General features: G+C 62.1%; 13 protein-coding genes. 4 read left to right on the forward strand and 9 right to left on the reverse strand.

Going from position 1 to position 13,377, the window contains the following annotated elements; all coding sequences use genetic code 11:
• The first annotated feature begins 4 nt into the window (after positions 1–4).
• On the forward strand, positions 5–1,495 hold the full coding sequence (malQ, locus tag H0O21_RS08825; RefSeq protein ID WP_185189410.1) for a 4-alpha-glucanotransferase: 1,491 nt from the start codon (positions 5–7) through the stop codon (positions 1,493–1,495).
• Here the strand turns inward: malQ and H0O21_RS08830 are convergent.
• From H0O21_RS08830 to H0O21_RS08845, 4 genes are read right to left on the reverse strand one after another with little or no spacing between them, the layout of a single operon-like run.
• The gene (locus tag H0O21_RS08830) at positions 1,459–2,343 is read right to left on the reverse strand and encodes a helix-turn-helix domain-containing protein (RefSeq protein WP_185189411.1); all 885 of its coding nucleotides are present in this window, start codon (positions 2,341–2,343) and stop codon (positions 1,459–1,461) included. The two genes, malQ and H0O21_RS08830, sit on opposite strands and share 37 nt — an antisense overlap.
• Positions 2,343–3,095: a pseudouridine synthase gene (locus H0O21_RS08835; RefSeq protein ID WP_185189412.1), complete on the reverse strand. Its 753-nt coding sequence runs from the start codon at positions 3,093–3,095 to the stop codon at positions 2,343–2,345. Before H0O21_RS08835 ends, H0O21_RS08830 begins: the two co-directional genes overlap by 1 nt.
• Positions 3,092–4,237 (reverse strand): cell wall metabolism sensor histidine kinase WalK, encoded by a 1,146-nt coding sequence (locus H0O21_RS08840; protein WP_185189413.1) that lies wholly within the window; start codon positions 4,235–4,237, stop codon positions 3,092–3,094. Before H0O21_RS08840 ends, H0O21_RS08835 begins: the two co-directional genes overlap by 4 nt.
• Before the next feature lie 8 nt (positions 4,238–4,245).
• The gene (locus H0O21_RS08845) at positions 4,246–4,971 is read right to left on the reverse strand and encodes a response regulator transcription factor (RefSeq protein ID WP_185189414.1); all 726 of its coding nucleotides are present in this window, start codon (positions 4,969–4,971) and stop codon (positions 4,246–4,248) included.
• 114 nt (positions 4,972–5,085) lie between these two features.
• Here H0O21_RS08845 and H0O21_RS08850 point away from each other — a divergent pair, with 114 nt between their 5' ends.
• Positions 5,086–6,051, forward strand: coding sequence for an RpoD/SigA family RNA polymerase sigma factor (locus H0O21_RS08850; protein ID WP_185189415.1), 966 nt, complete (start codon positions 5,086–5,088; stop codon positions 6,049–6,051).
• Here the strand turns inward: H0O21_RS08850 and H0O21_RS08855 are convergent.
• Positions 6,048–6,527 (reverse strand): hypothetical protein, encoded by a 480-nt coding sequence (locus H0O21_RS08855; RefSeq protein ID WP_185189416.1) that lies wholly within the window; start codon positions 6,525–6,527, stop codon positions 6,048–6,050. The two genes, H0O21_RS08850 and H0O21_RS08855, sit on opposite strands and share 4 nt — an antisense overlap.
• Before the next feature lie 52 nt (positions 6,528–6,579).
• Complete coding sequence (locus tag H0O21_RS08860; RefSeq protein WP_185189417.1) at positions 6,580–8,268, reverse strand: AarF/ABC1/UbiB kinase family protein; 1,689 nt, start codon at positions 8,266–8,268, stop codon at positions 6,580–6,582.
• 84 nt (positions 8,269–8,352) lie between these two features.
• On the opposite strand from H0O21_RS08860, the gene H0O21_RS08865 reads away from it, so the two are divergent.
• Both H0O21_RS08865 and H0O21_RS08870 read left to right on the forward strand, forming a co-directional pair.
• The gene (locus H0O21_RS08865) at positions 8,353–9,771 is read left to right on the forward strand and encodes an aminotransferase class I/II-fold pyridoxal phosphate-dependent enzyme (protein WP_185189418.1); all 1,419 of its coding nucleotides are present in this window, start codon (positions 8,353–8,355) and stop codon (positions 9,769–9,771) included.
• A 46-nt stretch (positions 9,772–9,817) separates the two neighbouring features.
• Entirely contained in the window at positions 9,818–10,711 is an 894-nt protein-coding gene (locus H0O21_RS08870; protein ID WP_255440956.1) for a phosphatidate cytidylyltransferase, read from the forward strand.
• 22 nt (positions 10,712–10,733) lie between these two features.
• On the opposite strand, the gene H0O21_RS08875 is transcribed toward H0O21_RS08870, so the two are convergent.
• The 3 genes from H0O21_RS08875 to H0O21_RS08885 are packed head-to-tail and all read right to left on the reverse strand — an operon-like array spanning position 10,734 to position 13,377.
• Positions 10,734–11,369 (reverse strand): DUF2993 domain-containing protein, encoded by a 636-nt coding sequence (locus H0O21_RS08875; protein WP_131457143.1) that lies wholly within the window; start codon positions 11,367–11,369, stop codon positions 10,734–10,736.
• Positions 11,366–12,235: an alpha/beta fold hydrolase gene (locus H0O21_RS08880; RefSeq protein ID WP_185189420.1), complete on the reverse strand. Its 870-nt coding sequence runs from the start codon at positions 12,233–12,235 to the stop codon at positions 11,366–11,368. Before H0O21_RS08880 ends, H0O21_RS08875 begins: the two co-directional genes overlap by 4 nt.
• On the reverse strand, positions 12,232–13,377 hold the full coding sequence (locus H0O21_RS08885; RefSeq protein ID WP_185189421.1) for an iron-containing alcohol dehydrogenase family protein: 1,146 nt from the start codon (positions 13,375–13,377) through the stop codon (positions 12,232–12,234). Before H0O21_RS08885 ends, H0O21_RS08880 begins: the two co-directional genes overlap by 4 nt.

Here is a 13,377-nt window from a genome sequence, read left to right on the forward strand (position 1 = left end):
TCCCATGCGTGAACTCGGTGTGCTGCTGCACCCCACGGCCCTTCCCGGCTCTCCGGTCTGTGGTGGCTTTGGTGCCGCTGCCAGCCGTTGGCTGAGGTCCTTGGCCCAGCACGGAGTCAAGGTGTGGCAGGTGCTGCCCCTTGCGCCAGTCGATGGCACAGGCTCGCCCTACAGCTCCCCCTCCAGCTTTGCGCTCAATCCCTGTTGCCTTGATGCCGAGGAACTTGCGGAGGAGGGCTTCATCCGAGAGGCGGACCTGGCCGAATTACCTGATGCCCCAGGGACTGACAGGGTCGATTGGCAACTGGCGGAGCAACGGGCCGAGCGGATTGGCCAGGCCCTGAGTGCTTCTTGGTCAGAGCAGTCGTCTGAGCGCCATCAGGCCTTTGCCCGGTGGTGTCAGCTCCAGGCCTTTTGGCTTGAGGATCATGCCTGTTTCATGGAGCTGCGCCGTCAGCATCAGGGGCAACCTTGGTGGACCTGGCCGTCAGCTCTGGCCAACCGTCAGGGGCGGGCTTTCAGACGCTGGAAAGTCGACAACGAAGCTGCGCTCCTCCACCATCGGCTGCTCCAGTGGCATCTCGATCGCCAGTGGCAGCGGATCCGATCGCTGGCCCGTGAGCTCAATGTGCGCATTTTTGGTGATTTGCCTTTTTATGTGGCCCGAGACAGTGCTGATGTCTGGAGTCATCGCCAGCTCTTTTCACTGACGAGTGAAGGGGAGCTCCTCGTACAGAGTGGTGTGCCGCCGGATTATTTCTCCGCCACCGGCCAGCTCTGGGGAACACCCGTCTTCCGCTGGTGGCGCCACCGTCTCAGTCGTTTCCGCTGGTGGCGGCAGCGCTTTCGGCGCCAGTGGCAACTGGCCGACCTCCTGAGACTTGACCATTTCCGCGCCCTGTCGGCCTACTGGGCTGTGCCGGGCGGCGATGACACGGCCATGAATGGTGCCTGGAAGCGGTCCCCAGGGGCTTCTCTGCTGCGGAAACTGCGTCGAGATGCTGGTGGAGAGCTTCCTCTGGTGGCAGAGGATCTCGGCGTTGTCACCCCCGATGTGGAAGCGCTGCGCGATCGGTTTCGGTTACCCGGGATGAAGATCCTGCAATTCGCCTTTGACGGCAATCCCGACAATCCATACCTGCCCGCCAACATCCAAGGTGAGCGCTGGGTGGTTTACACCGGCACCCACGACAACCCAACCACGATCGGTTGGTGGAAGACCCTCGATGAGCCGGCCCGTCAGAGGGTTGAGCAGCTGTTGGGATGTCCGGTTGAAGCGCCTGGCTGGCAGCTCCTCGAGCTAGGGCTCGCCTCGAGTGCCTGGCTGGTAGTGACCCCGCTTCAGGATCTTCTTCATCTTGATGATTCCGCCCGCTTCAACACCCCCGGAACCGTCGGTGGCAACTGGACCTGGCGTCTCACTGTCCTGGATGAGCAACTGGAGGGCGCCTTGCAAGGCTATGGAGTGCGCGGTGAGGTCTGGGGGAGGCGATAGCTGCCGTCCTGGCCTGCCATTGAGGTCACCTTGTCTCCGTTCCAGAGAACCTGATCAGCCTCGGCCGGTGCCGGCTGGATGCTCAGTGTGACCGGGGTGCGCAATTGCAGCGTGAGGCGTCCCTGACTGCCGGTAAGTTCGCTGCGGTCTCCACCCGCACTCGACAGCCGGATGCTGCTCGGTCGGCTGAGCTGAAGTTCAAGAACACCGGTTGGGTTGCTTGTTGGCGATGGGTCCGGGCGGTTCGCGTCCTGCTCCTTAGGCACAAGGCTGCTCAGAGAGCGACGCTGGGCTTCTTCCACCGGTCTTAGCCCAGCCAGGGAAGGGTCGCTGGCCATGGTGGCGGTGCTGGGAATCATCGGTTCCAGAGCCAGGCTGCCCTGCTGCGCCAGATAGCGCTGTTGATGGTTCAGGGCCAGGATGCTTGCCACCATCAGGGCGCCATAGACAACACTGCCCTGCCAGGTGGTGAAGATGTCGATGCTTCCGATCGTGAACCGTCGACTGCCTCGATCCCCACGTGCCAGCCGTGAGCGCTGGGGTGGGGGCAGGGCACCGTTGAGGCTTCCTGGTTCCAATTCGAGATGTTGTTCCAGTCGATGGAGCATCGAGCCCAGGTAGGCGGCCTCTGGCAGGCGGTCACGCCATCCACGCTCGAGAGCCTCTAGCACTGGGGTTGTGATCCTGATCTCCCTGGAGAGATCCCTCAGGCTGAGGTTGCGCTCCTCTCGTCGCTCCCGCAGCCTGCGGCCTGCCACCTCGAGAGGGTCGATCGGGCTCTGGGGAGAGCCATCGGCAGTCGCTGGTGGGGCAACCTTGCGTCGCCTCCAGAAGCTCGTGAGTCGCATCAGCGTGTCTGTGGAGGCTCCGTCGTGGACAGTTCCATCGCGGGCATCAGGTCACGCCATTCTCTCTTGTTCAGGGCACGCCAATGCCCTTCAGGGAGGGAACCGAGAGGAAGATCAGCGATCGCTGTTCGCTGCAGGTCCAGCACAGGATGCCCGAGCAGATCTGCCGTTCGCCGAATCTGTCGATTTCGCCCCTCGCGGAGAATGACCTCCAGCTGGCTACGCCCTGCCGCTCGACGTAGGCAGATCACTTCTGCTGGCTGGGTTGGCAGGCCATCCAGACGCACGCCATCGCGCCATCGCTGCAGGGTCTGGGGCGTCGGGTGGCCTTCCACCCAGACCCGGTAAGTCTTGCGATGGGCGTAGCGCGGATGGGTCAGCTCCAAGGTGATGGCTCCCTGGTTCGTCAGCAGCAGGGCGCCACGGCTATCGGCATCCAGACGCCCAACGGGATGGAGGCCCCGGCGCAGTTCGGCGGGGATCAGGTCCAGCACAGTCGGTCGTCCTTGGGGATCGTGACAACTGCTGATCACCCCCTGTGGTTTGTTCAGTAGCAGCACCCGAGCAGGATCCTGGCGGCGGAGAGGGCGTCCATCCACACAGATCTGATCCTGCTCTGGATCGGCGCGGTCTCCGAGGGTGGCGATTCGACCGTTCACCTGAACCCGCGCGTCCAGCAGCAGTTGCTCTGCCTTCCGTCTGGAACAGAGTCCAGCAGAAGCGATCAATTTCTGCAGGCGTTCAGCCGTCAAAGTGCCTGTCCACCGCGGGGGAGCAGCAGTTCCACGTTGGTGCCACCTCCTGCGTGATTGCGGGCTTGGATCCGCCCCCCATGGTTCACTGCAATTTGTTGAACGATGGCCAGCCCGAGACCGCTACCGCTGCGATTCGAGCGAGCCCTCGAGGGATCGCCGCGGTAGAAGCGCTGGAACATGTTGTTCAAATCCATGTCACTCAGGCCGGGGCCATGGTCACGGATCGACAGCATCCACCAGCCACCACTCGGAAGGATCTCCACTTCCACGTGGCTGTTGTCCGGGGAGTAGCGGAGCGCATTGTCGAGCAGATTCAGGATCGCCCGATGGAGACGTCGCTGATCTCCGAGAAGCGGTCCGGGTTCATCACTATTGATGGCAAGGTGAACGCCCCGGGCATCGGCAAGGGGACGGATGCTGGTCCAGGCACTATCGACCAGGTTTTCAAGGGTGAGCGCGCTGTAAGAGCTGTTGTCTCGCGGCAGGCTGTTCTCAAGCCTTGAGAGCTCCAGTAGGTCTTCCACCATCAGTTGCAGGCGACGAAGCTCTTTCTGCAGGCGCTCCACCAGCACACTGTCCTGGCCCTGAACAGCGCCTTCGAGACGGTCGCTCACCAGCATGAGAGCGGTCAGGGGCGTCTTGAGTTCGTGGGCCACATCGCTCACCCAGCGTTCTTGTTGCTGTTGTTGCGCTTCAAGGGAGCGGCGACTCTGCAGCAGCACCAACAGCCATTCATCCGATCCCGGCAGCACGATCGCTTCTAAGGGATCCCCCTGCCATTCCCATTCACTGCGTTGCGGCCGTTGCTGATGGCGGACGCGCACAATCGCTTCCTCCAATTCTGGGATTGACAGCACCTCTTCCAGGGGCTGCCCACGCACGAGCAAATTGTGGGAGATCTGCAGGAGACGCTCAGCCTTTTCGTTGATGTAGGCGATGTGCAGATCCGGGGTGAGGATCAGCCAGCCCTGGGTGCCGGCATCAATCCAAGCGAGCAGTTGTGGTGTGGTGAGGGTCTTGCCGTGCAGAACCGCACCATTGGGGGTCGCGGCGCGTGACCTGTGCCTGAGTCGAGTCCAGGTGAGTCCTGTGCCGATCGCTGCACCCAGGGCAAGCCCCAGCCCGAGTTGCTCCACCATTCCTTTCTTTAGCCGAAGCGGTAGCCGAAGCCCCGCACGGTGCGGATGTGGCAAGGCGAGGACGGTTCATCCTCAATCTTTTCCCTCAGCCAGCGAATGTGCACATCAACGGTTTTGGTATCTCCGACGAAATCGATGCCCCAGATTCGCTCCAAAAGCTGGTCACGACTCCATACCCGCTTGGGATTCTTGATGAACAGCTCGAGAATTTTGTATTCCTTCGGCGAGAGATTGAGATCCTTGTCGTCGCGGGTGACCCGGCATTCCTGGGCGTAGAGGCAGAGATTGTCGTGCTTGAACACCAGTGGACTCGGCTCATCGCCAACGGGTTGCTGGGAACGGCGCAGCAGCGCCCGGCAGCGGGCTACGAGTTCCCGCAGGCCGAAGGGTTTCACCAGGTAGTCATCGGCTCCGACCTCGAGGCCCAGCACGCGGTCGGTCTCGCTATCGCGGGCACTGATGACCAGGATCGGGGTGTTGTCTTCGCTCTTGCGCAGTTGCCTGCAGAGGTCCAAGCCGCCAAGGCCCGGAAGCATCAGGTCGAGCACCACCAGGTCGACAGGTTCGGCTGTGGACTGCGTGAGAGTGGCGAGGGCTTCGGCGCCATCTCCGCAGGCGAGAACCTCAAAACCCTCTGCTTTCAGAGCTTCTCGTACCGTTTCACGGATTGATTCATCGTCTTCAACGAGCAGAAGCCTGGCTGTGCTGACGGCACTGGCGGGTGGGCTGATCACCGGAACCTCTGTTCTGACTCCATTCTGCCCAAGGGCCTGAATTCCGCCGATTCGGTCAGGAAAACCCTGTCAACGATGGTAAATTACGAAACAGTTCAGTTTCGTAATCGACCTGTGGCCCCCCTGTCCGTGCTCCCCGACGTGGATCTGGTACGTTCGTACCTGCGGGACATCGGTCGTGTGCCGCTGTTGAGCCATCAGCAGGAGATCACGCTGGGTCGTCAGGTGCAGGAGCTGATGGAGCTTGAGGCGCTGGAGTCTGAGCTGAGTGAGCAGCGTGGAGGCGAGGTGGTGGCAGCCGAGGAGCTGGCGAAGGCAGCGGGCTTGAGCGGTGTGCAGCTGAAGCGGAAACAGCAGGCGGGCCGTCGTGCGAAGGAGCGGATGGTGGCGGCGAATTTGCGTTTGGTGGTGAGCGTCGCGAAGAAATACACGAAGCGGAATATGGAGCTGCTGGATCTGATCCAGGAGGGAACGATCGGCCTGGTGCGTGGTGTGGAGAAGTTCGATCCAACGCGTGGCTACAAGTTCAGTACGTATGCGTACTGGTGGATCCGTCAGGGGATCACGCGTGCGATTGCGGAGAAGAGCCGGACGATCCGTCTGCCGATCCACATCACGGAGATGCTGAACAAGCTGAAGAAAGGACAGCGTGAGTTGAGCCAGGAGCTGGGTCGCACACCAACGGTGACGGAGCTGGCTGAGTTTGTGGAACTGCCGGAAGAGGAGGTGAAGGAGCTGATGTGCCGTGCACGTCAGCCCGTGAGCCTGGAGATGAAGGTGGGAGATGGCGATGACACGGAGCTGCTGGAGCTATTGGCGGGGGATGAAGAGCTTCCGAGCGAGCAGGTGGAGGGCGAATGCCTGAAGGGAGATCTGCGCGATCTGCTGGAGCAGCTGCCTGATCTGCAACGGCGTGTGCTGCGGATGCGGTATGGGATGGACGGGGAGGAGCCGATGAGCCTCACCGGCATCGCCAAGTCATTGCGGATGAGCCGTGATCGAACCCGCCGTCTTGAGCGGGAGGGCTTGGAAATGCTGCGGGGGCTGGATGGCCAACTCGAGGCTTACGTGGCGGCTTAGAAGAATTCGTCGAAGTTGTCGAAGTCGACAGCTTTGAAATTGCCGCTTTCCACCTGCCGCATCAGCCCCTCCAGCTGAACCCAGAGGGCTCCGCCGGTCAACAGCGATAGAAGCAAGGCAATCAGGTAGGCAGCACCGGATGCAAAGCCAAACACCTGCAGTGAACCTCCGATGAAGAGGGTGATCCCGATCAGGGTTCCGGTGTAGCTCATGGTGGTCTCCGCCGTGCCGAGTGGAAGCAGGGCCAGGCGATCCTGTTTCCAACCGTTCAACCGGTCCTGCACCAGTTGGGCGAAGGTGAGGCCGCAGAGCACGCCGATCGCCAGGCCCAGACCTGCCACGAGGTAAGGGGGCTGGCTGAGGGGCGCATACTCGAGCAGGATTTCGTCGGCGTTCAGGTCGCCGAAAGCCCCAGTGAGCAGATCCAGGCCGGCCTGCTGGGCATCAAGAGGCGCGACGTCCGATTCAAGTGCCATGGCGGGCCGATCTCCCTGAGCAGGGTTGCTGGAAGCGCCGACCTTAGGGGACTCAGGCGACAGCGAGTGGATTCAAGCTCTGCAGCACACCACCTGCCACGCGCCGAGGGCTGAAGGTGCGTCGGATAAGGCCCAGCAGTGCACGCAAATCGCTTGTGCTGAGCCGGTCATCACGAATCAGAGTCAGCAGCAGGCGACGCCGAAGGTCGGATCCGTCTTGGCTGAGCAGGAGGCGCAGTCCCGCCCCTGCCACCGGCAGCAGCTCCAGGCCGGCTCCACCTCCTTCGTCTCCGACAACGTTGAGGAGGCTTTCGAGACGTTCGATGCGAAGTCGGCCTTCGGCATCGAAGATCACCTCCAGAAGTTTTTCACGCATCTCGCGGGTGTCACCGGCCAGAAGGCGTTTGGCCACGTAGGGATAGGCGACGGCAATGATCCGGAATTCAGGATCGAGCCGCAGCGCTAATCCCTCCTGGCTCACAACCGCGCGGATAATCAGGGCAAAGCGAGCGGGTACCCGGAAGGGGTAATCGAACATCAGCTCTGAGAAGCGATCCGTGATCGCTTTGAAGTTGAAGGAGCCGACCTCCTCTCCAAGACTGCCCCCCAGCACTTCTTCCAGGGCAGGAATGATCGGGGTCAGATCAGCGGTCGGGGCCAAGAATCCAAGGGTTTGAAAATCCTTGGCCAGGGCTGAAAAGTCACGATTGATCAGGTGAACCACCGCTCCGGTGAGCGTGAGCCGATCGGCATCGCTGATTGAATCCATCATTCCGAAGTCCACATAGGCCACATGGCCCAGATCGCCACTGCGACCACTGAGGGCAAAGAGATTGCCTGGATGGGGGTCGGCATGGAAGTAGCCGAACTCCAGCAGTTGCTGCAGGCCGCTGATCACGCCCGTGCGAATCAGCGCCGTGGGGTCGAGTCTTTGGGCTTTCAGTTCCTGACGGTCCCGCAGTTTCGTCCCATGAATCCAGCTGGTGGTGAGCACGCGTCGACTGGAGAGCATGCGTTCCACCTTGGGAATCGTGACGGCAGGGTTATCAGCGAACAGAGCCGCAAACCGTTCGGCGTTGTTCGCCTCAAGGCCGTAATCGATCTCCTCGAACAGACTGCGTCCGAATTCATCGATGATTTCTCCCAGACCGAACCCGAGATTGAGCGGCAGGAACGGTGCGCTCAGGACCCCGAGGGTGCGAATCAGGACCATGTCCCGGCGCAGGATGAAGGGCAGATTTGGGCGCTGCACCTTGACCGCCACCCAGTGCTGGCCGTGAAGCCTGGCTCTGTACACCTGCCCGAGGCTGGCTGCCGCCACCGGGGCTTCCGGGAAATCGGCAAAGAGCTGTTCAACAGGGGAGCCAAGATCCGCTTCGATCGTGGCTAGAGCGATGGCATGGGGGAAGGCGGGAAGATCGTCTTGCAGTCGTGTTAGCTCGTCCAGCCAGTCGCGCCGGATCAGGTCCGGTCGCGTCGAGAGCGCTTGCCCCACCTTGATGAAGCAGGGCCCCAGGTCGGTGAGGGTGCGCAACAGGCTTCGGGCGAGGTTGCGCTGCACCTCGGGGTCGTTGCTGCTGCCTCGAATCAGGAGGTTGAGTCCAAGACTCAACAGGGCCCAGAGGATTTGGATCAACCGCGGAATCGAAAGCCAGGGGCGCAACAGCAGCCAGCGAGCATCTCGGCTCGGGTCATAGCGGAGTGTGTCTTCCTCACTCCTTGATGCACTGGTTGCGGCCATCACGAGCTCTTCCTGGCGCAAATCTAGAGAGATGGTCCTGGCGGATGATGAAGGGTGGGGAGACCCGGGTGTTTTGGAAGCTCGATGGCCACGCTGTTGTCCCAACTGCTGCCAGCCCGTTTCCCTCAACAAGGGCGGTTGGATGCCTTGCATCTCCCGGCCCACGGTCGAGGATCTGCTCTGCCAGGGGATCTACGACGGTTGCTGGGCGGACGACCGGTGAGTTGGGATCTTCCTGAACTGCCAATGATTGGTGGACCGCTTGAAGCGGAGGGGGCGGTCGCTGACAGCCAGAGGGAAGCAGCAGCAGCCGTGGGGGCTGATCAATGTTGGTATGGCGTGAATGGGGCGACGGGGCTTCTTCAGGCAGCCCTTTTGGCGATCGCAACGCCTGGTAGCTCCGTGCTGATGCCCCGCAATGTGCACCGCAGCTTGATTCAGGCCTGCGCGTTGGGGGGAATCACCCCGCTGCTTTTTGATCTGCCTTTCCTCCCCGACCGCGGTCATGTCACAGCCCTTGACGGGCCCTGGCTTGCCAGGGTTCTCCAGGAGCTTGATCGTCAAAAGCAGCGACCGGTGGCGGCCGTACTCGTGCAGCCGACGTATCACGGCTACGCCGCCGATCCTCTTGCCCTGGTGGCACCGCTGCAGGCTCGAGGACTCCCCGTTTTGGTGGATGAAGCCCACGGCGCCCATCTGCTTCCGGGGGTGGACCCAAATCAGCCCCGCTCGGCCCTGGCAGCAGGGGCTGATCTGGTGGTGCATTCTCTGCATAAATCCGCCGCTGGTTTGGGCCAGACCGCTGTGCTTTGGGCGCAAGGCACGGCCGTGGATTCGGACGCCATTGCTCGTTCGCTTGGGTGGTTGCAAACCACAAGCCCCAGTGCGCTACTTCTCGCCTCCTGTGAAGCAGCCCTAGGCGAATGGCGCAGCGTCCGGGGCCGTCGCCGGCTTAACCGCAGGTTTGACCAAGCCAGAGCCCTGGCCGTTCAGCTCCGCGACAGTGGCCTGCCTTTGCTCGAGACCCAGGACCCCTTGCGTTTGATCTGGCATACGGCTGCCGCTGGCATCAATGGTCTGGACGCTGATCCCTGGTTGATGGAGCGCGGCCTGATCGCTGAGCTTCCGGAACCTGGATGTCTGACCTTCTGCCTGGGGCTGGCCCGCCACCGCGGACTTGCACGCCGCATGCAGCGCCTCTGGCGAGAGCTCTGCCGGCACCAAGGTGGGACAAGTCCCGCTGAGGTCTTCTCCGCGCCACCGCTGCCCTTGCTCGGAGCTCCTGAGCTGGATGTTCGGGCTGCATGGTGTGGTCCCAATCGATCTGTTCCGTTGGCGCAGGCTGCGGGGGCGATCGCCGCCCAGTTGATCTGCCCCTACCCCCCGGGCATTCCCCTGGTGATTCCAGGGGAGCGACTCGACTCCTTGCGGGTGCAGTGGCTGCTCGAGCAGGCTGCCCTCTGGCCCGATCAGATCGACGGTATGGTGAAGATTGTGGCTTGAGTGCCGCTGATGCAGCGACGTCATGGTTGAGGCCATCCGGGGCAGGATGGCAAGCGCGTCCGGCCTTGTCTCCCGGCAGCGCTTCAGCAGTGGTTGTCTTGCGGGGGCCTTCGGTCTTCTCGTCGTCGGCTTAGGTGGCTGGTGGTTCACCCTGGCGCTTGGGGTGATCGTGCATCTGGGGTTGCTGGAGTTCTTCCGCATGGCCCAGTTCACAGGGATTCGTCCAGCCACAAAAACCACATTGGTGGCCTGCCAGCTCATGCTGATCAGCACCCAGTGGGGCGTTGAAGGCGGATTGCCCTCGCACCTTGCCGCGGCTGTTCTTCCCCTCTCTGGTGCAGCGATCTGCGGCTGGTTGTTGCTTCAACCCGTGACCGGATCGATCGCCGATATCGCGGCTTCGATTTTCGGCCTGTTTTATCTGGGCTTCCTGCCCAGCCATTGGATCAGGCTGCGCAACCTCTCCGACGTTTCCCTTGCGCCGGGCCTTTCGGATCTTCCCGCCTGGTGTGGTGGTTGGATCAGCAGTGGCCTGGTGATCACGTTGATGGCTTGTCTGATGATCGTGGCGAGTGATATCGGCTCGCTCCTGATCGGGCGCCGCTTCGGTCGCATGCCCCTGTCGCCGATTTCACCGCGCAAGACCGTGGAGGGTGCCATCGGGGGGCTCGTGGCCGCTGTGCTGATGGGTGTTGCCTTCGCACTGCTGCTGCGATGGCCCCTGGCTCCCTGGCTAGGCGGGGGGCTGGGGGCCTTGGTGGCCTTGTTCGCCCTGGTGGGGGATCTGACCGAATCAATGATGAAGCGGGATGCGGGCCTTAAAGACTCCGGTGATGCCCTGCCTGGCCATGGCGGCATTCTTGATCGCATCGACAGCTATCTGTTCACCCCCGCGGTGGTCTTCTATGCCGTCACGTTGGTCTTGCCGGTGCTGCAGTAATCCTCAGAACAGCACCGCCCTCTCAAGGCTTCACTGTGGCTTCACCAAGGAGGTGGAGTTGGCCTGCCTGGAGTCGGGCTTCCTTAATCCGGATGCCTGGGTCCATGGGCAGATGGACAGCCTCATCGGCATCCAGATGTTCAATGCGTAGGGTGCCGGCATCCGCCTGGAGTCGGAACTGACGACGAATCGAGTCGCCGGCATTGATGACTGGTGCCTCCAGCAAAAGAATGTCGTTGTTCACAGTCAGGCTCCCCAGGGTGGGCAGTCCGAGGAGTTGTTCGGCCAGCCAGTCACCGAGCCATCGCCAGCGATCGCTGAGCAGGGCTCGGTTGAGATCCGTGCCCTGCAGGGTGACGCCACCGGTGAGTGAAAAGGCTTGCTGAAGCTGGAGGACCTGTTGCGGGAATCCAGGCCGCAGGTTGACCTTCAACGCTCCGCTACGCAGTTCAGCGTGCTGAATCGGCAGTCCCTGAAAACTCACCCGCCTGGCCTTCAGGTCAACCGCATCCAGCCGGCCGCGTAGGAGCTGCAAGGCTGATCCGTGCAGATTGAGCTTCAGCTCGCCGACCTCGTCACATTGACTGCGGATCCAGAGCCCCAGGCCATTGGCCAGCAGCTGAAGGATCGGACCGGAGCTGGCACTGCTCTCACTCATCGCTGGACCTCCATGGATCTCCATCGCTCGGCCACGAGTTCAGCTTGATCGAGATGGGGCAGATGTCCACAAGCGTCAACCTCCTCAAGCCGTGAACCCAGCAGCGTCAGAGCAGCTCGTTTTTGTGGCGCTCTCAGGATCCGATCCTCGCGTCCCCAGAGCACGTGGAGGGGTTGCGGGGGAAGGGGCTCACCGCATCCCGCGAACCCTCCACTACGGGCAAAGGCTGCGAGGGTCTTGGCCCAGCCGGGCACCTGAAGGTGGAGGGAGGCGATTTGCACCTCCGGATCACCCACGCTGGTGTCGGGCTCTGCAAAAGCCTGCCGGCATAACCCTTTGCGGACACCGGGGCGCTCGAGAAACCACACCCCTAGTTGATCCAAGACCGGAGGAAGGGGCATCGGTCGGCCATCGAGACCTGCTGGGGCAAGCAACAGCAAGTTGTTGATCCGCTGCGGATGACGACGGGCCAGTTCCAGGGCGACGGACCCACCCATGGAGGCGCCAATCACCCCAATCGGCTCGTTGGCTGGAAGTTGGTCCAGCAGATGGCTCAGATGCTCCATGACGGCCTGGGGGCCGACGCTGGCTTCGGGATGGCGTGGGCAGAACCCGAAGCCATAGAGATCCGGGATCAGCAGAGTGTGATCTCTGCTCAGCAACGGGGCCAGTCGACGGAACTCCAGGTGTGAGCTGTCAAAGCCATGCAGCATCAGCACCAGTGCTCCCTGGCCTTGACGCACCACTGGATAGCGATCCGCTACTGGGCCATCAAGAGGCAGCCATTGCACCGATGCGATGAGCTCGCGGGCCTGAGGATCGAGCAGGGTGGGTGCGGCCTTCTCCAGCAGCTGCTGGTTGTTCAAGCCTTTTGCTCCTTCGGTTGTTTCTGGCCACTGGTGATCCCACTGTCGGTGCTGATCAGGGCTTCAAGCAGATCGGTTTCAGTGACTGCGAAGGGCAGGTGATGGAGATCCGATCCGGGGCGGCAGGCGAAGCGGCTGGCGCTCCGCAGCTCGTGAAGACCGGCCTTGGCCAGGCCGAGGTCCGTCAGGGTGACCGGTACCCCCATGGACTGGAGAATGGGGAAAAGCTGACGGCGAGCCTGGGCTGCTAACTGGCTACCTCCCAAGCGTTCTTCAAGGCGCAGCTGCACCAGAATCCCAAATCCCACCTTCTCGCCGTGAAGGGCGTCATGGCAGGCCGGCAGCTGGGTGAGTCCGTTATGGACGGCATGGGCAGCCACGGTTCGGCATTGAGCTCCACCCAAACCACCAATCACCCCTGCCGTCAGTCCGCAGGCTTCAGCCACCCTGACCCAGGCTTCACTCTGAGGATCGCTGAGAGCGGTTTCGGCATCGATCAGGAGCTGGTCGCGCAGCACTCGAGCCATTTGAACGGCCTGCTGAATCACGCCGTCGTTGCTGGCGCCGCTACTCACCGAAGCCTCGTACCACTTGGCGAGAGCATCGGCGATTCCGCTGGCCAGGGTGCGGGCTGGTGCTTGGCGCACCAGGTTGTGATCAAAGATCAAAAGATCCGGACAGTGCTTGAGGACGACGTCTCCTTCAAAGGCACCGCTGGGTGAGTAGAGGTTGGAGAGTGCAGTCCAACCGGCGCAGGTGGCAGCGCTTAGTGGCACGGTGATGCAGGTGAGGCCTAGGCGATCAGCCAGCAGTTTTCCGGCATCGAGCACCTTGCCGCCGCCGGCAGCGATCAAACCATCGCAGGCGTGATCACGCAGCTCCTGCTCGAGACGCTGCAGATCGCGTTCACAGCAATCGAATTCCAGGATGAGCTCGTGGGGGGAGAGCCCCGAGCGGTTCAGATCATCGTTGAGTTGCTCACGAAGCGAGCTCGTGGCGGAGCTTCGTCCAAGCAGGGCCGGTCGGTGACAGAGGGATGCAATGTGTGGAAGGGCCTGCAACCAGACCCCCTCACCCCTCATCACCCTTGCTGGGGCGATCGCATGGCTGGCGTAAGCCGCCGATGCAGCGGGTTCAACCAT

The organism is Synechococcus sp. HK01-R, from assembly GCF_014217855.1.
Taxonomy (GTDB): Bacteria; Cyanobacteriota; Cyanobacteriia; order PCC-6307; family Cyanobiaceae; genus Synechococcus_C.

Coding starts and splice junctions, on each gene's coding strand:
- malQ (WP_185189410.1), top strand. CDS start 5: ATGCGTGAACTCGGTGTGCTGCTGCACCCCACGGCCCTTCCCGGCTCT.
- H0O21_RS08865 (WP_185189418.1), top strand. CDS start 8,353: ATGGCCACGCTGTTGTCCCAACTGCTGCCAGCCCGTTTCCCTCAACAA.
- H0O21_RS08830 (WP_185189411.1), bottom strand. CDS start 2,343: ATGCGACTCACGAGCTTCTGGAGGCGACGCAAGGTTGCCCCACCAGCG.
- H0O21_RS08840 (WP_185189413.1), bottom strand. CDS start 4,237: ATGGTGGAGCAACTCGGGCTGGGGCTTGCCCTGGGTGCAGCGATCGGC.
- H0O21_RS08875 (WP_131457143.1), bottom strand. CDS start 11,369: ATGAGTGAGAGCAGTGCCAGCTCCGGTCCGATCCTTCAGCTGCTGGCC.
- H0O21_RS08860 (WP_185189417.1), bottom strand. CDS start 8,268: ATGGCCGCAACCAGTGCATCAAGGAGTGAGGAAGACACACTCCGCTAT.
- H0O21_RS08885 (WP_185189421.1), bottom strand. CDS start 13,377: ATGGTTGAACCCGCTGCATCGGCGGCTTACGCCAGCCATGCGATCGCC.
- H0O21_RS08870 (WP_255440956.1), top strand. CDS start 9,818: ATGGCAAGCGCGTCCGGCCTTGTCTCCCGGCAGCGCTTCAGCAGTGGT.
- H0O21_RS08855 (WP_185189416.1), bottom strand. CDS start 6,527: ATGGCACTTGAATCGGACGTCGCGCCTCTTGATGCCCAGCAGGCCGGC.